Raw genomic sequence first — 19,593 nt, forward strand, 5'->3', positions numbered from 1 at the left:
ATCAACCTGCTGGAGCAAACACACTCGCCATGATGGTTGTCGCCATGATTCGTCCAGGAATGTTACTTCAAGGACGCTACAAAGTTATCCGTCAAATTGGTGGCGGTGGTTTTGGTAAAGTGTTTGAAGTAGATGATAATGGCACCATAAAAGTATTAAAAGTTCTCAGTTTAGAGCGTTTCCATAACCCGACAATCAAACTCAAGGCGATCGCCCTATTTCAACGAGAAGCCGAATTATTAGCTCGCCTAAAGCACCCTGGTATTCCACGTGTAGAGCCAGATAGCTCTTTTACTTGGTGTGATGGCAATGGTGAAGCGTTACACTGCATCGTTATGGAGAAAATACCAGGTTCTAACTTGCAACAGTGGTTGCAAGCTAGAGGAAATCAACCACTCACCACAGAACAAGCACGCGAATGGTTAATCCAACTGGTAGAGATACTTAACGAACTGCATCAGCACCAGTATCTGCACCGCGATATCAAACTCTCTAACATCATGCTGAAACCTGATGGACAGCTGGTGCTGATTGACTTTGGTGCTGTTAGGGAAGTGACAACCACTTACCTGGAAAAACAACAAGGTAAACAAACCGGTACTGTACTTGTTTCTCCTGGTTTCACCCCTCCAGAGCAAGCTGAGGGTTATGCTGTTCCACAATCAGACTTTTTTGCTCTAGGACGAACTTTTGTCTGTTTGGTGACTGGAAAATCTCCTCTCGATTTTCCTAAAAACTCAGAAACTGGGGAATTAATTTGGCGTGACCATCTTACTGATGTTTCGCCGGAATTAGCAAACTTAATTGACCGCCTCATAGCGCCTTTCCCCGGACAGCGACCTCAAAATTGCCAGGAAATATTAAATCGCCTCAAAGGCAATCAACAAAATTCTCAACTATCGCAAGATAGAGGAGATACTATACCAGGGACAGGGTTTTTAGTTAGTCATTTAGCGCTGAAGCGCTTACTACAAAATACATTTACCCTTGTATCTAAGCTTGACAAATCACTAGCTGATAAACAGAAAACAACACAGAATAAATTATCCAAAAAACGTAGTTTTCAGTTTTTGCTAGCTGGCTTCTTGGTTTTAAGCGGTGGCGGCATTAATTTGTGGAAATCTTCACCACATATAGCTTTTAACCTCAACGATTGGGGATTTGCCAACTATCAGCAGAAAAGTTTTGAGGTTGCCAAGATATATTATCAATTGGCTGGGTTTTTTGACCCAAAGATGCCAGAACCTGATTACAATTTGGGATTGCTTTATGAAGACAAAAATAAGTTTGACCAAGCTCGTGCTGCTTACAAAATAGCTGTGCAAAAGGGTTATGATAGAGCTTACAATAACTTGGCGCGTTTACAGATTTTAGATAAAGAATATACAACAGCAGTAGGGCTACTGCGAGAGGGGCTACCATTTGCTTACGATGACAAAGCTAAATATGCAATGTTGAAAAACTTGGGTTGGGCGTATTTAGAACTCGGGAATTACCCAGAAGCAAAAAACTCTCTTGAAAAGGCAATTCATATTAAGAGCGATCGCGCTGCTGCATATTGCTTGCAAGCCAAAGTTTTAGAAAAACAACAAAATAAGCAAGGGGCTTTTTTGGCTTGGAGAAATTGCCTGAAATATGGCAATTCTGGAACTCCAGAGGAAAAACAGTGGATCAATGAGGCTGCGAGAAATATTAATTGAGGAAAAATCAGAATTCAGAACGACTGCATATAGTAATCCTAAATTATTTGTGTGAAAGTGGCAGCGCTTGTACTTAACTCTCTGTTGTCTCTTTTCTTGGCGTACTTGGCGTCTTGGCGGTTTGTTTAAAGGTAATTTTCACTTCGCAGATAGGACTGCTATAAATAAATCTAGAAGATTCAGTAACTTCTTGCAAAACGTTAAGAAGAATGAAATTGAACCACAGATGCACACAGATACACACAGATAATTTATCTATGTTAATCTGTGTGCATCTGTGGTTATAAATATCATTCTATATGTGTAGTGCACTACTAAAAAGCTGGAAAGCAAAGAGTAAAAAAGCCAAAATTTTCCTTTGGTTTTTTGCTGTTTGCTTGTTGCTTTTGATATTGGCAGTTCCACCAAAAATTCTAGCAGCACTTAGCACTCAAGTTAGTCAAATACCGATTGCCCAGTGCAGACGCGCCGAAAGTGGCGATCCTCGCAGCCCTAGCAACCCGGATATTCCCTATGTTATTAGTCCCCGCCGCACATTGCTACTAACTGACAAGCCGAGGCTACGCTGGAACCAAGTTTTGGGTGTCAAAAGCTATGATGTCAGTTTACAAAAAGGTGATTCAGTTGTTTGGCAAACAAAGGTGAATACCAATGAAATTGTATATCCTGGCAAACCAGAACTGGAACCTGGCGGGGAATATTTGCTGATTGTTAAAGCTGACAACGGTAAGTTTTCAACAGATGAAAAACCAAATGCAAGGGGTTTTAGCCTATTGTCAAAGCAAGAAGCGCAAGTTGTGAAAACAGCGATCGCTCAACTGAATAATCAACAAGTTCCCGACAAAGTCAAGACTTTACAAAGTGCTTTTTTTTATATCGGTTCTGAACTAAAATCAGAGGCGATTGAAACGCTAGAAGCTTTGATAAGTGGTGGTAGTAAAGAGGCTTCCGTCTCTCGAAAGCTTGGCGATCTCTATTGGGAAGCAGGAGTCGATGTGCTAGCGGAAACTCATTATTTAAATGCACATACACAGGCGATCGCGAATAAGGATATGGTACAGCAAGCACAAATTGCTGAAGCTTTGGGAGATTTGTATGTCGCGCTAGATGACCAAAAAGCTGCCATAAACTGGCTGACTCAAGCACGAAATAGTTACAAAACTTTAGGTAACAAGCAAAGAGTAGAGGAACTGGATACGGAGCTTAAACAATTCAAATCTACGTCTGATGCTCTTGAATCTTAAGGAATCCTAAAAACTTCCTCTGGTGCTGTGGTATTGGCAATTGGCTACTACGCTGTAAAGACGTTGCATCCGAGAGTTCTACAACTATGAGTAAATTCAGCTAGTTAATTGTGATACGGATATCCGGAATGATGTGATTTCAGTGGGTATACATATTTGTCTTTAGTCAAAGTCAATGTATCTAGGAAATTACCCTGAAAAAGGAGCATCAAATGACTAACCAAACTTTACCTCAAAATCAAAATCCCCGTAAAGCCGAAGCCGAAAAGTTACTAGAAGAAGCTAATAAACAGTTAGGGGAAGCTTTAAAAGCTTACCAACAAGCGCTAGATGTCTATGAGGACATTGGCGAAGATACTGTTGCTACTCTCATCTCTTATGTTATCTCTCAGAGCAAAATTGTGACTGTTACCAGCATAGATGAGTCTGGTGATTCTAAAATCAAGTTAACTGCTGCTAGTGGTATAATAGCTAATTCTTCACAGGTAAACGGTCCTAAGAGAAAGAAAACTAAGAAGGTCAGTATTTGAATGATTGAAGGTGATTTAAATCAAGTTTAGTATAGGTGCATCACAATATTACTCAACATATAATATTACTCAAAAACAATTTTTTCTCACTAAGTGTTTAAGTTGCTTCTTGAACAAATAAGCAACTCTTTAATTTAATAATATTGAAACTTCATTCATGCACTTGTCTCATCTGACTCGCTTTGGTGCAATCGCGCTCACTCTTTTATGTTTATTGAATCCAGCTTACGGAGCAAGCAGTCATTCTAACTTCGTGAGATATTTTTTTGGGACATTACAAGCACAAAAACCTGAAAGCCGGAAGACAGAAGCAGACCGATTGTATGATCAGGGGGTTGATCAATATGAAAGTGGTCAGTTTCAAAAATCCTTAGAAACGTACCAAAAAGTTTTGGCAATTTATCAGCAAATTGGGGGAGAGATGATATTGCTAAAACTTTCTACGCAATTGGCGTTATTTCCAATCAAACATCTCAATATTATAAAGCAAGAGATGTCCTCAAACAAGCATTAGTTATTTATCAAGAGATAGGTGACAAGGAAGGTATTGGTGAGACGTTTAATAGCTTAGGGGCGGTTTCTAAAAATCTAGGTCAGTATCCACAAGCACTAAATTTTTATCAGCAAGCATTGGCGATAAGTCGAAAAGTAGATGTTGGGATTCCTAGTAAAGAGACACAGGAAACGGCTGCACTCATCCTTAATAATATTGGTTTAGTTTATCAGTCTATGGGGCAGTATTCTCAAGCACTGGAATACTATCAGCAAAGCCTTACCGTCAAGCAAAAAGTAGAAGATAAACTAGGCGTTGGACATTCTCTTAATAGTATAGGGGGAGTTTATTACGAAACAGGACAGTATTTCCAAGCACTCAAGTTTTTTCAACAAGCTTTAGCAAATGTCCAAAATGCCAAAGAACCTACAGAGAAAGCAAATATCCTTAATAATATCGGACTTGTTTACAGCGATCTGGGTGAATATTCCAAAGCACTAAAATTTTATCAGCAAGCTTTAGCAATTCGGGAAAAAATCGGTGATCAAGATGGCGAAGGCACGATCCTTAATAATATTGGGTTCACCTACAACCAAATGAAAAAATATTCCCAAGCCCTTGATTATTATCAACAAGCTCTAGCAGCTTTTAAAAAGATTGGTAATCAGCCAAAGATGGGTAGCAGTCTCAACAATATAGGATTTGCTTACCAACAATTGGGAGAGTATTCGCAAGCACTAGAGTCTCTTCAAGAAGGGTTAAGAATTCTTCAACAAGTAGGCGATCGCGCCGTTGCTGGGCGTACCTTTGATAGTATCGGAAGCGCTTACAAAGGTATAGGCAAGTATTCTCAAGCATTGGCGTCATATCAGCAAGCATTATTCTTGAGTCGAGAAGTTGGCGATCGCCCTACCCAAAGAATAACCCTCAGCAACATCGGCGATTTACTGGCGCGACAAAACAAGCGACAATTAGCAATTATTTTCTACAAGCAATCTGTCAACATAACGGAAAGCATACGCGCCGAATTGCGATCGCTTCCACGGGAACAACAGCAATCTTACACTGCAACCGTTGCTGATACCTATCGCCGCTTGGCTGACTTACTGCTGCAACAAGACAGAGTCCTGGAAGCACAGCAAGTTTTAGATTTACTCAAGATTCAAGAACTAGACGATTACCTGGGTGATGTTCGGGGTAACGAAAGAACCGCCAAAGGAGTTGAGTCACTGTCTCCAGAACAGTCAATCAATCAAGGCTTGAAAGTCGTAGCTGATAGACAAATTAAAATCAGCAGACAACTCGGCGAACTGCAAAAAATTCCATCAACCAACAGAAAACCTGACCAAATCGCAAAGATTGTCGAATTAGAGGCAAATCTAATCACAGAATTTAACCAATTTATCGACAGTCCAGAAGTGAATGCTTGGTTAGAACAGCTTAGCCCAAAAGCGGCACAACAGATTATACCACTGGAGAATCTGAACAGCTTGCGAGACAACTTGAAGCGTCTCAACCAAAGCGCTGTTTTGCTGTATCCATTAATTTTAGACAACAGTTTGGAACTGGTATTAACAAGCCCAAATACACCACCAATTCATCGTAGTGTTTCTATCAAAAAAGAAGAACTCAATCGGGCAATTGTAGATTTTCGTCGCGCATTAGAAAATCCCGAATCTGATGCTACAGTCCCCGCGCAAAAGTTGTATGAATATTTAATTAAGCCGATAGAAAAAGACTTGGCAAACGCAGATGCTAAAACAATCATTTATGCGCCAGATGGACCGTTACGTTACATTCCCCTAGCCGCTTTATACGACGGTAAAAAATGGTTAGCGCAGCGCTTCCGTACTAACAATATTACTGCTTTGAGCTTAACCGAACTCGATACTCAACCTTTACCTCAGATAAAAGTCTTAGCAGGGGCGACGACACAGCGTCACATCGTAAAACTTGAGTCTATCTCATTACCATTTAAAGCGTTGGAATATGCAGGGGCGGAAGTTAACAACCTTGCTACGATGATGCCAGGAACCAAGACACTTTTAGATAATGATTTCAACCGCGAAGCGATGATTTCTTATTTAAATGTCTACTCAATTATCCATATGGCGACTCATGCTAAATTTGTCAACGGTAAGCCGGAATACTCTTTTATTTTAATGGGCGATGGTAATTTCATTACCCTACCAGATATTCAAAAGTTATCTTTGCCAAATGTAGATTTGGTTGTGTTGAGTGCTTGCGAAACAGCAGTTGGTGACCAAATAGGCAAGGGAGAAGAAATTTTAGGTTTTGGCTATCAAATACAGCGTACAGGAGCAAGAGCCGCGATCGCTTCTTTATGGTCTGTAAACGATGGTGGTACACAAGCTTTGATGAATGCTTTTTACGCGTTTTTAAGTCAAGGCAAAATGACCAAAGCTGAAGCTTTACGTCAGGCGCAAGCCGCAATGATTACAGGCGACTATTCAGGGATAAGTCAAGATCAAGACAGAGGAATTCTCAAATCTACACGCCAGAAGTTACCAGCAAAAGTTTCTAATCGTCTGAGTCATCCCTTTTATTGGGCACCTTTTATTTTAATTGGTAATGGTTTGTAAGTGTTCACGGTTAGTACTCTGTCAACGCGAAAGGAGATATGAGAAAAGCTCGTAATCTCCAAAAGCTAATTCTAAAATCCCAAAATGCAAGGTTCCTCGCCATCCGTCAAGTAACCCAGCTCAATGCAGGCAAAAAGACGGTAGGGATTGACTCTAAAGCCAGCCTGATCTCCAAGGAAGGAAGAGTGAAAAAGGGGTTGCGGACGGCTGCTCTTTTTCCACTCCTCTTATAGTGACTCTCATTATCGACTGTGGATATTTTATTTTTTGGAAGTCCCTAAATTAAAAATTAGGTCAAAAAACTAACTTTACCACTAGCTAAATCATAACGACCTCCAGCGATTTTTAGTTTACCTTCTTTAATTAAGCCCCTTAGAATTGTGGAACTTTCTCCCAATTTTTCCGCCTGATATTGGACATTAGCAATAATAGAATTTTCTTCTAAATCGCCAGTTTTATTCCTTACTCTTTCTACAGCCGGCTTGATTTCTTCCACAAAAACACCAATTCTTCCAGGTAGTGGCTCACCTTTGGTAGCTGCTACAACCGCACCACATCTGGCATGACCCAAAACCATAATTAGTTGTGCGCCTAATACGGCTGTAGCAAATTCTAAACTACCTATTGCAGTTTGACTGGCAACATTGCCAGCAACCCGTACAACAAATAAATCACCTAATCCCTGATCAAAAACAATTTCCGCAGGTACTCTGGAATCTGCACACCCAAGTATTGCAACAAAAGGATATTGAGCTACAGCAGTTTCTTGCAATCGTAGTCTTGATTGATTGGGATTAAGACGCTTACCTTCAACAAACCTTTTATTACCTTCAATTAACCTAGCTAAAGCCGCCTGAGGGTTAACTGGTTGGGGTTTTGTTTCTGTAGTGGCAGGTTTTTGGGCAATAGCTGGTTCTCGTTGCCAAAGTACACTACCAACAGCACTAGCACCAACAGTAACACTACCTACACCTGCTAATTTTAAAAAATTCCGTCGCCCAACAAATCCATTAATCTTGCTCATTATGCACCTCATTCAAAACAGGAAAATTTAATTAAGTTGCTATTAAAAAAATCATAATTTTATACTCTAAAGCGTTATTACCTTGAGGCAAATAACACCTTTAGAGCAATAAATTATTTAAGAATTATTGCAACCCAAAAAATATTAAACTTTGTGATTCTTTGGAATATACCAAAATCATGGATAACAATTGAATCAATATATCATTTGATAAAACTATGTATACAAAAGCTTTTTATCTATGATTGATCTCAACTCTTACTTTGTAACTCTGAGTGTTTCGTTTCGTATTACGCCTTTGTTGCATAAATCAAAAAAAGACATACTTTTGCTTAACAGAGTGGTAAATCAGTTTTGCACTTTGTAGCTGTCCGGTTTGCCTAAGTGGATGATCTTAAATCTTGCACCTATCCGTATAAGTTTGGGCTTTGTCAAAAGCAGCGCAATAAAGTTACATCAATTTCTTAGCTTTTGTAGGTAAAATAAGGGCTTTAGGCTCCGTACTGAGTTTTAAAATAATATTAATTTTTATTGCTGCAAAATATCAGGTGAAAATAATTGTTCACCGTCCTATTCCAGATGGTTTTCAAATCAAGACCATTAGTAAGTAGGTCGGCGGAAATAAACATAACTATATTAAGAAGGGTAAAGGGAAAGGGGAAAAGGAAAAACCTTTACCCTTTAACATGCAAAATAACATCAAGAAAGTGGGGCTGCGCGTCTTCCTCAATCAAAAACGCTCAAGTGGGGCGACCCGTAAGAAAAGCCCACACCGTAATCTTTGATCCGGTGTGGGAGTACATCACTTTCGCTAGGATGGTGTAGCCTTAGCAATAGTTACCTTTTCTCTCTATTTCAACCTAAGCGATACCTGCTGCTCAGTTCTACGTACTCCTCACACCCATGACAACAACCACAGACTTCCTCAGTCACCTCAACCCCAGTCAACGCCGTGCTGTTGAACATCACTGCGGTCCCTTACTAGTTGTTGCTGGTGCGGGTTCCGGCAAAACACGAGCGCTGATTTATCGCATTGCTAACCTTATTTTGCAACACCGCGTCGATCCAGAAAATATCTTGGCGGTGACGTTCACCAACAAAGCCGCACGCGAAATGAAAGAGCGTATTCAGAAGTTATTTGCCGATCGCCTGGCAATGACAGAATACAATGAGCGGTTTGATTTGTTACCAGAATACGACCAAACCAAGCTGAAGTCGAAAGTCTGGAAAAGCTTCATCAAAGATATGTGGTGCGGTACATTCCACAGTCTGTTCTCTCGCGTTCTCCGCTTTGATATCGATAAATACCAAGACGAAAAAGGACGCCAGTGGACGCGGAATTTTTCTATCTTTGACGAGTCCGACGCCCAAAGCCTTGTTAAAGAAATTGTTACTAAACAGCTCAACTTAGACGACAAGAAGTTTGAACCCCGTTCTGTGCGCTACGCCATTAGTAACGCCAAAAACCAAGGCTTATCACCTAAAGAATTTGAGAGAGAACAGCCGAATTATCGCGGCAGGGTGATTGCAGAAGTTTACAATCATTATCAAAGCCGACTTGCAGAAAACAACGCCTTGGACTTTGATGACCTTATCCTCGTTCCTGTAAGATTGTTTCAGCAAAACGAACAAGTCTTGGGTTATTGGCACAACAAGTTTCGCCATATTCTGGTAGATGAATATCAGGATACTAACCGCACTCAATACGAACTCATCCGCCTGTTGACGACAAATGGCGAAACCAAAAAGAGTGAATGGGATTGGACAGACCGTTCTGTTTTGGTGGTTGGTGATGCAGATCAGTCGATTTATTCGTTTCGAATGGCTGACTTCACCATCTTGTTGGACTTTCAGCAAGATTTTGGTGATGGTTTACCAGACGAAGACACCCGCACAATGGTGAAGCTGGAGGAGAATTATCGCTCTTGCGAAAATATTTTGCAAGCAGCAAACCATCTGATTGAAAACAACACCCAACGCATTGATAAAATCCTCAAAGCAACAAGAGGCGCAGGTGAGGAAATTTTTTGTCATAAAGCAGATGATGAAATTGCGGAAGCAGATTTTGTCATCAATCAAATTCGCTCTTTAGAAAACCAAAATCCTGAGTTGAATTGGGGGAGTTTTGCCATACTTTATCGTACCAACGCCCAATCTCGACCGTTTGAGGAGTTATTGGTGCGATTGGGAATTCCCTACACAGTTGTGGGAGGAATAAAGTTTTACGATCGCAAAGAAATTAAAGATGTCTTGGCTTACTTGCGGGCGATCGCCAACCCTGCTGATACACTCAGTTTATCGCGAGTGATTAATACTCCCCGGCGCGGTATTGGCAAAGCGACCATCGAGGCACTAAATAACGCCGCTAGAGAATTAGGCACAACTCTGTGGGAAATCATAAGTGATGAGACATCAGTAAATACATTAGCTGGGCGTTCTGCGAAAGCTGTCAATAACTTTGCCCAGATGATTCGTAACTTGCAAGAACAAATGGAGACAGTTCCAGTTTCTGAACTTGTGCAAGGAGTGCTGGAAGACTCTGGATACCTTAAAGACTTGCAAACACAGGGAACGGAAGAAGCAGAAGACAGGGTGCAAAACGTCCAAGAATTATTCAACGCCGTGCTGCAATTTGAAGAAGAAAGCGACGATGTCACCCTGCAAGCCTTCCTTAGCAGTACCGCCCTCAGTTCCGATTTGGATAATTTAAAAGAAGGAGAAACAGCAGTTTCACTGTTAACCTTACACGCTTCCAAGGGGCTGGAGTTTCCTGTGGTGTTTTTGGTGGGGATGGAACAGGGATTGTTTCCCAACTACCGTTCGATGAACGATCCAGCGTCTTTGGAAGAAGAACGCCGCCTGTGTTACGTGGGGATTACTCGCGCCCAAGAACGGTTGTACATAAGCCATGCCCGTGAACGCCGCCTTTATGGTTCTCGGGAACCAGCCATGCGATCGCAGTTTCTCGACGAATTACCCGAAGAATTACTAATGACTCGGCATAGAAGCGTTGCTTATACCAAAGGTGCTGGTGGGAGTTCATCCCAGCGTACAACTCAAAGAAAGCAAGGAACGGCACAGAGTTGGCAAGTCGGCGAAAAAGTTCTGCACAAAATCTTTGGCGTTGGAGAAATTACTCACATTTTTGGATCAGGAAATAAAATTTCACTAGCGATTAAATTTGACAGTATGGGACAAAAAATTATTGATCCAAGGGTTGCACAGTTGCAACGGGTAGATTGATAGGCACCCAAAATCAAGATTCTCCGTCAGTTCCCTAGACTTTGGCTGCCGCGCATTCTTCAGCCATGCAAAGCATGGACGAAGAATGGGCGGCAGATGGTTTTTCAATTCTCTCCCATTCCAATACCTCTGCCATTTGTACCGCTAGTTTTAACGGGTCAAAAGGTTTGGTAATGACTCCCGCAATGCTTAACTGTGCATATTGTTTTAAATCTTGCATCTGCACCTTAGCAGTCAGCAAAATAACTGGAATTGTGCGGGTACGCGGATCACTTTGCAGCGCAGTCAGCACCGTTAGTCCGTTCATATTCGGCATGATTACATCCAGTAAAATCGCATCCGGGAGTTGAGTAGAAGCCAATAACAGTCCATTGCTGGCTTCAGTAGATGTCAGCACTTGCCAGCTCCCCAAGTATTCCAAGCAAGTTTTAATAATGGTACACAAATTTTTCTCGTCGTCAATTACCAAAATGCGCTTTGTTGACATAGCTTACTTACGGGTTAGTCTTTTAACAAGTTAGCTACCTTTGTTTCTCTTCACCATCTGCTAAAGGAATTAATCAATATTAAATTTTTATGTATATATTGGTACAAAACTTATCTTTAGCTTTGTTTGATTACTGGTATTAAGTATTACTTTTGTAAAGGAAACAATTGACTTCTTCAAAATTTAGAAAGTAATTTATAAGACAAGCGAACTCCGCAACATTCTAAGAAAATTATTAGCTTGGAAAACCAAAAGAAGCCTCTGCCATACGACCTATGTAGGCAATCCCTCTACATTGCCTCCTGAGAATGAGGAAACTACAGTGGTGGCTTTATAAAGTGATACCTATACGCTATGTTGATGTAGTAACGGAGTTGACACTATGGCTAGTCAAGCAGAAAGTAAAGGTAAGCACACTGCTGCTCATGACGAAACTGCAGGCAAGAAAGCGGCTGATAAGAATGAAGCAGATGCTAATAAGCACAGTGCTACTAAGAATGAAGCAGATGCTAACAAGCACAGTGCTGATAATCACGAGGAGCTAGATTCACTTGTTTCTGCGCTTGATGGAGATATCACTGCCCTGGATGCAGACGCTGCTTTGGGCTTAATTGACCAGTGGCATGGTTCTCTGCATAAAGCTAAAGAACCAGAACTTAAAGAGATTGCAAATACTATCAAGGAGCTAAAGCAACTTGTTAAGGGTGGCAAAGCCACAGGTCATGAAATTGGTGAAGTCCTGATTGAAATTGGCGAACAAACAACTAACTTTGGTTCTGATGCTTCCAAAGAGCTAAAAACTCCACTGCATAAATTAGGTAAGCAACTTACTAAAGCAGGCACTTCACTAGGTAAAGCAGAAGACAAGGAGCATATTGAACAAATTGACTCCCTGGTAGAGAACCTTGAAGGAGACCTGACGAAAATTGATACAGAGGTAGCTCTTAAGGGTATCGATACGTGGTACACATTGCTACACAAGTCTGAAGACGAGAATCTCAAAGCGATCGCCAATGGACTCAAGCAACTCAAGCAACTTCTCAAGCGCAGCAACCCCAAAGGTGCTGACATAGGTGAAGTACTCACCCAACTTGGCGAACAGACTCAAGAAGCTGCTAATTCTGCTGGAAGAGGACTCAAAGGGCGAATTCAAAAACTGGGCAAAGTCCTCAGTAAAGTTGGCAAGTCTTTGGAGTGAACTCTTCGGGTGCATTGATAAAAGTAGAACCCCTCTTTTTAAGCAAAGAGGGGTTAGAAGTTATTGTATCAAGTGCTGAAGCTGTTTAATTAGATTCTGTGCTTGTTGATAGCCTTTTGTATTTCCTTGCGATAGAAAGAGCTTAGCTGCTAGCTGTAAGTCCAGCATTGTTCCAGTTTCGTCTCCAATACCATAGCGAGCACCAGCTCTATGAAAGTAAGCCTCAGCTAAGCGGGGATTGAGTTGTAATGCCCGATCAAAATCCGATACCGCGCCCAAAGCGTCTCCCAATTTATGTAGAAAAAGACCCCGACTATAGTAGGCGTTAGCATTGTTGGGATCGAGGATTATTGCCTGGTTGAAGTCCGAAATTGCTCCCCTATAATCTCCGTGCTGAAATCTGTCACGTCCTCGGTTGAGCAAGTTAACCGAGCCTTTAAAATTACTACTTGTGGTATGAATACGAGTACTTTGTGCATGAACAGATCGTATTAGTCCACTACTAAGTGCAGACAGACTAAGAATTATAATCGCTACGGGAGCAACAACTCTTGTCAAAGTTGTAGTACACAATTGCATTTGCTTTTGCGTTTGCTTTTAACGCTCTGCTTCGGTCTAACTGCTTAAAGCTGCTATCACCCACGATAACGCAGTACTAGCCTCAACTGCTGTTGAGCGATAAATTATTTCATGGAAAAATTTTGGTGGCGTTTCAGTTGCAATTGTAAGGATAAGTCTGACTCGCTACGATGGCATTAGGAATTTATAGTATCTAAGTATGGCAAACCAAGATGCTCCACTCGCTGGAGAAGAACTGGTTAAGGAAGTTTGTCGGCGGATTCGAGTCGCCCGTACTTATTGGGATGCTCACAACAACGCTGCTTGTCGGGGTGAGCGTGAGCGCGCCTTAGCCCTTTACAACACACTGACTAAGGAACAAAAACAGCAGATTCCGCAAGTATTACGGGTGTGGTTGCGCTATCGTAGTGAGAAATACTTTGGCGCACACCGAACACCGCCCAAGTCGGCACGACGAAAATCAAAATAGCTCCTACCAGGGCAATACCTCGCCCTTTATATGCTAAAAGGTGCCTGTATTGTTGCTCGTCAGTTCATCGATGTTGTACTAAAAAGATATGACTTGCGGCAATATTCAAAAATGGACATCACTGCAAAGTCACCTCAGTCTGTACAACTCCCGCACGCTCATGACGGGCTGACAGTTTAACTGTACCACCCTGAGGCGAGCGCACAACCCATTCCACCTTCGCCCGATCCTGGGTAGAATCTGTATGCCGCCTAATCGGAGTTGAGGGTTTATAGTCTTTTAGACTATGAGCAATAGTATCATCTTATGATGAGCGATGCGCTGTCAACCCTGAGAAAGCCGCTCTAGTGGTCACTGAGCTTGTCGAAGTGAAGTGCGGGGCTTTAAACCTAAATTTTCGGTAAAAACAAGGTTGTAACCAGCTAGGGATTACGCATTCAACAGCTTTTCATATTATGCAGTGGACGCTTGCGCTTGAAAAAGAACCCTGCTGCACCTAGCATGATCAATCCGCCACTGAAACTTGATTCTGGTACTCGCTTAGGTTCTTTTGCTAACAAAGTTTTGAGCATCGAGGAGAGGATATCATCACTTTGAGGCTGGCTATTTTGCAAATTCACATAAGTCACACCTAGTTCGGGGAAGTACCACCATTGGGAACCATGCCCAATAGCATCGCCCCTGTGTCCCCACGCCCTACCAATGCCCTCAAATTCACGGCTAGTCAAGCCTAGCCCGTATTTGAAGCTATCTCCAACCCCTATATCAACAAAGTTGAGCATTTGATTCAGGCTATCGGGTGAAAGCAACTCGCCGCCGAACAGGGCTTGAGCAAATTTTGTTAAGTCTTGCGTGTTGGAAACAATAGCACCAGCAGTCCACCCAAATGACAGATTAACACCAGTGACATCATCAAGAGTGCCATTGTTGTCATAATCCAAGTAGCCGTTGACATATCCACCGGGAATTTGCTCTTGAGGAGCAAAAAAGGTATTATTCATCCCCAAGGGATCGAGAATTCGACTGCGGAGGACTTCAGCAAAGGTAGAGCCTGTTGCTTTTTCTACAATCATCCCGGCTAAGATTATGCCTGTGGAAGGGTATTCCCAAGATTGACGCTCCTTGCCGTATGCATAGGCAACAAGCTCCTCTGGACTCCACTGTTTGGTTGGATTTTTAAGAATCTCCGCCTGAATTAAAGCTTCGTCCCGGTTAAGAAAATCGTAGATGCCGCTGGTACCATTCAACAGTTGGCGAATCGTGATATTTTTTCCATCGGTAATGTTATTAACAATCGAAGCTGGAAGCCATTTGTCTAAAGTATCTTCCAAAGAAAGCTTTCCTTCTTCTGCCAGCAATAACACCGTTGCTGCTGTAAATGGTTTAGTCGTGCTGCCAATGGGGAATTTATCCTCTGGACGCACTAGAGTTCCCGTTGCCAAATTAGACACACCGCTAGCACCAAACCATGTCCCTTGAGGGCTGGTTATACCTACAGCTGCACCAGGGATGCCTTTATCCTTGATAGTCTTATCCAGCCTCGATTGCAGTTTCTGGGCTAAATCCTTTGGGATAGCGTTTGTAGATGTGGTACTTACTGTCGCAAGTGTCGTGTCAGTATTTCCAGAAAAGGAAGCAGCATGAGTGCTTTCTGCCGTACCAAAAATGACTGTTGCCGCAACAGCAACTGATACAGTCTTCTTATAAAACGAATACATATTCATCAGGTTTTGTCAAGAATTGTAGAGACGTAACATCTTTACTTTGACGAAAACCAGCTATCCAATTCCAGATCAAAACCCGATCAAAAAGCGATCAATTTTCGCTTTGCTGATGCCATAAAATTTCTGTGACTCTTGCAATACCAGCTTTCAAATGACGGCGAAAACTCCCGATAGAAATATCTAAAATCTCTGCGGCGTGTTCCTGGGAACGCGCAGGTTGCAAATAGGTATGATACAAAGCACAGTAAAATTTGGTTTCGCGGGGAGAACGCTTTAAAGACTCAATTGCTTGTTCTAATATGAGTTGTAAAGTGGCGATACGTTCCGGTGTAGAAGTATTGCTACCTATGCATTTAGTCACAATTGGCGAATTTAAAAGCGGATTTTGCTGCAGTGCCTCTGGACGTAGAACATCACGCAAAGCTTGCCTTACGGCTGTTGTAAACTCAGATTGCCTGAAGACTTCCACTGATTCAATCTGTTCTAAACTGTGATTAACGCTGCTTAAACCAGGAGACATAGCCAGCACCCAATCTGGGAGCGATCGCAAGAATTCCATCACCGGCTCAACTCGATAATTGTGTCCGCACACACCATACTGCCGTCCATCTACTGTAAAATACGCTTCTGGCAGTAACGGCGTATTCGCCCTCGTACAGAAAAATTCCCAAAAATCTGGTTCAGCGAAAGCTGTAAACATGAAAGCTAAATTGGGAATGGTGACACAGTGGCGAAAGATTTTAATATTAATGAGGCTTTGAATCTGAGAAACGGCTTGATAGGTATCAGCAGCCATCCAAAAACGGCAAAAACTTGCCTTCTCACCAGGTTGCAATGACCCCTGCTGCTGGATATAATTCCACACAGCTTGCGTAGCCGGGTCTAGTTGTAAATCTTCAGTGTTTACCTCATGTAAAGCCAGCATCATCATAAACCCCAGAGGCGTTCCTCCCTCACACGAACGAAACACCAACACCCCCTGTGGCTGCTTTGCCAACCACTGTGCAGCTAGCTTTGCCGATACTTCGCCTTCGTGCTTTGCCACCATCGCCACCAACGCTGAAATGTCAGTTTCGCGTAGGGTATCACTCAGTAGATTACTGTTGTCTTGCCAGACGAAAAATTGTCGTACTTGAGGGCTTTTGAAAACGTAATCAAATAGGGCGCGTTCTAATTCTGCACCTTCAGTCTGCTGAATACGTTTGATGTAATACGTACGGGCGCGGCTGAATAGTTCAGCATATCGCTCTGGGTTTCGCCAGCGCAAATCTGTGGATATTGCTTCTCGCACCAAATCATGAGGGAAAACTCCATGCAAACCAGATTCAATAAATGATAACTCCCGCAACCATTGGAACAAATCATAAACATCATCCAAGCCCAAAGTGTCAGCTAGCAGTGCTTCCGTTGTTAGACGTACCAAAGCACACACCTCCAACGCTGCACGATGCAATGGACTCTTAACCTCTTGCACAAACTGTTCTAATAAAGTCTTAACCACATCAGGCGCAGCTTCTGGGCGAAAGTTAAACTCACCTTGCTGGGCAAAGACATCAGCAACCAACGACAGCGCCAAAGGATGACCGTGAGTAAAGTTTAAGATACACTCATATTGTTGTTTAGGAATTTGTCGTTTACTCAAATAGGCGCAGCTTTCTTCTAAACTGAAGTTGCATAACTCCAACGTATAAGTCAAAGCTTCCCATCCCGGATCACTTCGCCAAGCTTTCGAGGGAGGTTGACGTCCCGCCAGAACCACCAAAGCATTTTCTGGCAATTGAGGCAAAAACACCTGCAACAGCCAATCTTCCAGGCTTATCAAGATCTCATAGGTATCAATCAAAACCACATAATGACCGCTATGGCAAGCGATCGCATCCCACAAACCATCTTGAGCAAAACCTCTTTCTTCTCTGCGTTCTCTGCGCCTCTGCGGTTCATTAATCTGAAATTCCACTCCCGCAGCAACTTCTAACGCCTTATAAAACGACTCAGGATATGGCTCAATATTACGGGCATCAACGTGAACAACTGGTGTTCCAGCTTCCTGGCAAATGTAAGCAAACTCCCGTAGTAAAGTTGTTTTGCCCACACCACCAACACCAAAGATATATAACACCTGCCAAGGTAGCTGTTTTGAAGCCAACACCGACTCAAACAGCAAAGTCTCTTGGGTGCGTCCCACAAAGCGACGACGACGTATCTCGCATAGTCTATCCCACACCCGCGATGCCATGAGTAATTTTTGAAACTAGATTATTTAATCCATATGCCAATTTCTCATGATGTTAGGGATCGTAGCAAGCTTTCGAGACCTCACTGGTTGCAAGTGTGTGGACAAAGCTACTCAACTTTCAATTCTTCTGACTTGACCCGAGAGGCATAGATAATAGTTAGTAGTTCAGATAGAGACTCAGTAGCTGATTTTCCACGTTTTAAAATCGTCTTAGCGTATTCCTTCTGGACAAGTATTGCTTTTGTGATTGCTGGTTTACCAATCTTTTTGTGGTAGGAGCGCCTTGTGATAGATAGCCAAAGAGCCACTTCGAGAAATTGCCGAAGTCAGTCGTTGGTTGAAGTATATTCACAATCTTGGTAATTAAAAAGTTCAGAGTTTGACTGACATCTACGCTACTCCTCCCCCAAGTTGTTGGTTGTGCCCGTTACTGTAGAGACGACAAAACTAAGCTTTTTTATAGTTTCAAGAAGGTTAATACTCATTGACAAACTGAGGATGAACCCACAGAAATTCGCGGCGTTTGTTCTGCACTCGCACTAGACCACCAAAACCAGGATCTTTTTCTTTTAAAAGCGCGTGTAATTCTCGTAAAATGGAGCCTTGGGCACGGATCACTTCGCTTTCCAACCAGGAAGTATCGCTCTTTGACTGCCCAGCCAAAGCGATATCGGTTCCCTTCAAGGTAGACTCGATGCTTTTTTGCCCCAGTTCGAGTTCTTCTTCAATGCCTTTGTAGGTAGTGTCATCTAGCATTAACTTGGTTGCTGAAGCTGCGACAGGTAAAACCAGGCTCAGGGTTCCTGTCAAAATTCTAAGATAGGGGACTGCCCTGGCAAACCACTCACGCGGCAAGTTCAATTCATAGACCCCCTGCTTGCTGCCTTTGGGATTTAACGCTGGAAGTGGCTGACGAGCGTGTTCGCACCAGAGAGTGAGTTGAAACTTGGCATTGATCCATTTCGGGCGATCTAAAAACCCTGGTTCAATGGGCTTAAAGCTGAACAGGCGCGGACCATCTTTTGCTTCATCAATGAGCATCTGCATCAGTGCTGCAAACTCCTGATCGACCTGGCTTCCACACCACCAAATACACGGCTGGTGCGCTGAAAAACAACTGGTGCGTCGGTCGATAAACCCTTTGACCGCCAAAATCCCAACCATTGAGTGCGATCTCTGTGCCACTGTCCGGATTGGTGACAATTACAGGCTTAATCTCAATTCCGTGAGTTGTGGGGCGACCATCTACCCATTCATCACCCCGCAATGCTCCTAATAGACAACTCTTACCCACCTCACCTTCACCAATCAGGATCAGCTTAGCTTCGTTCAGCGTCACCTGGTCTTCTGCTTTTGCCCGTAAGTATTGCAATACTGCTTCCGTGCCTTGTTCGTAAGCAGCAGCAAGGTCAGGGTTGAGGGGATTGTCTTCGAGTACGAGATTCTTTAAGTGAGAAAGTTGTCCTAAAGATGGTGGCAAGTCGGTCAGATTATTGGCATTTAATTCGAGTTCTTGAAGCTCTGTCAATTCACCAATCCAATTGGGCAAAAATTGTAATTCACATTGGTAAGCCCATAATCTGTGGAGTTGCTTAAGTTGCCTGAGACATATTGGAAGTTTTAACAGCGGGTTCCTTCCAGAGCTAAAACCTAAACCTAACTGTTGTAACTGGCTCAGCGATGCGATCGCTTCTGGCAGTTCCGTCAATTGGTTGTTTGAGAGGTTAAGCTGTTGTAACTGGCTCAGCGATGCGATCGCCTCTGGCAGTTCCGTCAATTGGTTGTTTGAGAGGTTAAGCTGTTGTAACTGGCTCAGCGATGCGATCGCTTCTGGCAGTTCCGTCAATTGGTTGCCCGAGAGGTAAAGCTGTTGTAACTGGCTCAGCGATGCGATCGCTTCTGGCAGTTCCGTCAATTGGTTGCTTGAGAGGTTAAGCTGTTGTAACTGGCTCAGCGATGCGATCGCTTCTGGCAGTTCCGTCAATTGGTTGCCCGAGAGGTTAAGCTGTTGTAACTGGCTCAGCGATGCGATCGCCTCTGGCAGTTGCGTCAATTTATTGCCC

Annotated in this window: 15 protein-coding genes and 1 pseudogene; 9 read left to right on the top strand and 7 right to left on the bottom strand. The window is 42.8% G+C overall.

The genetic code is table 11. From position 1 onward, the window contains the following. Positions 1-29 precede the first annotated feature (29 nt). The 6 genes and pseudogenes from V5G28_RS01700 to V5G28_RS01725 form a co-directional block, all read left to right on the top strand. Entirely contained in the window at positions 30-1,700 is a 1,671-nt protein-coding gene (locus V5G28_RS01700) for a serine/threonine-protein kinase (protein ID WP_332990664.1), read from the top strand. Positions 1,701-1,999: 299 nt separating this feature from the next. Beyond that, a complete protein-coding gene (locus tag V5G28_RS01705) occupies positions 2,000-2,944 on the top strand; it encodes a tetratricopeptide repeat protein (protein WP_332990666.1) in 945 nt (314 codons plus the stop codon). Positions 2,945-3,156: 212 nt separating this feature from the next. After that, positions 3,157-3,474, top strand: a complete 318-nt coding sequence (locus V5G28_RS01710; RefSeq protein WP_332990668.1) for a hypothetical protein — start codon at positions 3,157-3,159, stop codon at positions 3,472-3,474. Between the two features lie 157 nt (positions 3,475-3,631). Then, a complete protein-coding gene (locus V5G28_RS01715) occupies positions 3,632-3,988 on the top strand; it encodes a hypothetical protein (protein WP_332990670.1) in 357 nt (118 codons plus the stop codon). Beyond that, complete coding sequence (locus V5G28_RS01720; protein ID WP_332990694.1) at positions 3,931-6,570, top strand: CHAT domain-containing protein; 2,640 nt, start codon at positions 3,931-3,933, stop codon at positions 6,568-6,570. Before V5G28_RS01715 ends, V5G28_RS01720 begins: the two co-directional genes overlap by 58 nt. Before the next feature lie 32 nt (positions 6,571-6,602). Beyond that, a pseudogene (locus V5G28_RS01725) lies at positions 6,603-6,749 on the top strand (reverse transcriptase N-terminal domain-containing protein); the annotation flags it as partial. A 110-nt stretch (positions 6,750-6,859) separates the two neighbouring features. Here the strand turns inward: V5G28_RS01725 and V5G28_RS01730 are convergent. After that, the gene (locus V5G28_RS01730) at positions 6,860-7,594 is read right to left on the bottom strand and encodes a carbonic anhydrase (protein WP_332990673.1); all 735 of its coding nucleotides are present in this window, start codon (positions 7,592-7,594) and stop codon (positions 6,860-6,862) included. A gap of 903 nt (positions 7,595-8,497) precedes the next feature. Between V5G28_RS01730 and pcrA the strand changes: the two genes are divergently transcribed. After that, positions 8,498-10,837: a DNA helicase PcrA gene (gene pcrA / locus V5G28_RS01735; protein ID WP_336229463.1), complete on the top strand. Its 2,340-nt coding sequence runs from the start codon at positions 8,498-8,500 to the stop codon at positions 10,835-10,837. Between the two features lie 34 nt (positions 10,838-10,871). Here pcrA and V5G28_RS01740 read toward each other — a convergent pair whose 3' ends face one another. Then, the gene (locus V5G28_RS01740; RefSeq protein WP_332990675.1) at positions 10,872-11,324 is read right to left on the bottom strand and encodes a response regulator; all 453 of its coding nucleotides are present in this window, start codon (positions 11,322-11,324) and stop codon (positions 10,872-10,874) included. Between the two features lie 382 nt (positions 11,325-11,706). Between V5G28_RS01740 and V5G28_RS01745 the strand changes: the two genes are divergently transcribed. Beyond that, positions 11,707-12,522 carry a hypothetical protein gene (locus V5G28_RS01745; protein WP_332990677.1) on the top strand — a complete coding sequence of 272 codons (816 nt, stop codon included), beginning with the start codon at positions 11,707-11,709 and terminating at the stop codon, positions 12,520-12,522. Positions 12,523-12,582: 60 nt separating this feature from the next. Here V5G28_RS01745 and V5G28_RS01750 read toward each other — a convergent pair whose 3' ends face one another. Then, positions 12,583-13,101, bottom strand: coding sequence for a tetratricopeptide repeat protein (locus V5G28_RS01750; protein ID WP_332990678.1), 519 nt, complete (start codon positions 13,099-13,101; stop codon positions 12,583-12,585). A gap of 199 nt (positions 13,102-13,300) precedes the next feature. Between V5G28_RS01750 and V5G28_RS01755 the strand changes: the two genes are divergently transcribed. Continuing rightward, positions 13,301-13,570 (top strand): Precorrin-3B methylase, encoded by a 270-nt coding sequence (locus V5G28_RS01755; RefSeq protein WP_096566550.1) that lies wholly within the window; start codon positions 13,301-13,303, stop codon positions 13,568-13,570. A gap of 437 nt (positions 13,571-14,007) precedes the next feature. Here the strand turns inward: V5G28_RS01755 and V5G28_RS01760 are convergent, their stop codons facing one another. From V5G28_RS01760 to V5G28_RS01775, 4 genes are all read right to left on the bottom strand, one after another. Continuing rightward, entirely contained in the window at positions 14,008-15,294 is a 1,287-nt protein-coding gene (locus V5G28_RS01760; protein WP_332990682.1) for a serine hydrolase domain-containing protein, read from the bottom strand. 91 nt (positions 15,295-15,385) lie between these two features. Beyond that, positions 15,386-17,530: an ATP-binding protein gene (locus V5G28_RS01765; protein ID WP_332990684.1), complete on the bottom strand. Its 2,145-nt coding sequence runs from the start codon at positions 17,528-17,530 to the stop codon at positions 15,386-15,388. Positions 17,531-18,004: 474 nt separating this feature from the next. Beyond that, on the bottom strand, positions 18,005-18,577 hold the full coding sequence (locus V5G28_RS01770) for a hypothetical protein (protein WP_332990686.1): 573 nt from the start codon (positions 18,575-18,577) through the stop codon (positions 18,005-18,007). Further along, positions 18,561-19,593, bottom strand: a 1,033-nt coding sequence (locus V5G28_RS01775) for a leucine-rich repeat domain-containing protein (protein ID WP_336229464.1), incomplete at its 5' end; no start/stop codon positions are given. The genes V5G28_RS01770 and V5G28_RS01775, both read right to left, overlap by 17 nt.

It is taken from the genome of Scytonema sp. PRP1 (assembly GCF_036697665.2).
Lineage (GTDB): Bacteria > Cyanobacteriota > Cyanobacteriia > Cyanobacteriales > Nostocaceae > Kalymmatonema > Kalymmatonema gypsitolerans.

Bases quoted from the DNA above. Each gene is read 5' to 3' on its own strand.
- V5G28_RS01700 (WP_332990664.1), top strand. From the start codon at position 30: ATGATGGTTGTCGCCATGATTCGTCCAGGAATGTTACTTCAAGGACGC.
- V5G28_RS01705 (WP_332990666.1), top strand. From the start codon at position 2,000: ATGTGTAGTGCACTACTAAAAAGCTGGAAAGCAAAGAGTAAAAAAGCC.
- V5G28_RS01710 (WP_332990668.1), top strand. From the start codon at position 3,157: ATGACTAACCAAACTTTACCTCAAAATCAAAATCCCCGTAAAGCCGAA.
- V5G28_RS01715 (WP_332990670.1), top strand. From the start codon at position 3,632: ATGCACTTGTCTCATCTGACTCGCTTTGGTGCAATCGCGCTCACTCTT.
- V5G28_RS01730 (WP_332990673.1), bottom strand. From the start codon at position 7,594: ATGAGCAAGATTAATGGATTTGTTGGGCGACGGAATTTTTTAAAATTA.
- pcrA (WP_336229463.1), top strand. From the start codon at position 8,498: ATGACAACAACCACAGACTTCCTCAGTCACCTCAACCCCAGTCAACGC.
- V5G28_RS01740 (WP_332990675.1), bottom strand. From the start codon at position 11,324: ATGTCAACAAAGCGCATTTTGGTAATTGACGACGAGAAAAATTTGTGT.
- V5G28_RS01745 (WP_332990677.1), top strand. From the start codon at position 11,707: ATGGCTAGTCAAGCAGAAAGTAAAGGTAAGCACACTGCTGCTCATGAC.
- V5G28_RS01750 (WP_332990678.1), bottom strand. From the start codon at position 13,101: ATGCAATTGTGTACTACAACTTTGACAAGAGTTGTTGCTCCCGTAGCG.
- V5G28_RS01755 (WP_096566550.1), top strand. From the start codon at position 13,301: ATGGCAAACCAAGATGCTCCACTCGCTGGAGAAGAACTGGTTAAGGAA.
- V5G28_RS01760 (WP_332990682.1), bottom strand. From the start codon at position 15,294: ATGAATATGTATTCGTTTTATAAGAAGACTGTATCAGTTGCTGTTGCG.
- V5G28_RS01765 (WP_332990684.1), bottom strand. From the start codon at position 17,530: ATGGCATCGCGGGTGTGGGATAGACTATGCGAGATACGTCGTCGTCGC.
- V5G28_RS01770 (WP_332990686.1), bottom strand. From the start codon at position 18,577: ATGCAGATGCTCATTGATGAAGCAAAAGATGGTCCGCGCCTGTTCAGC.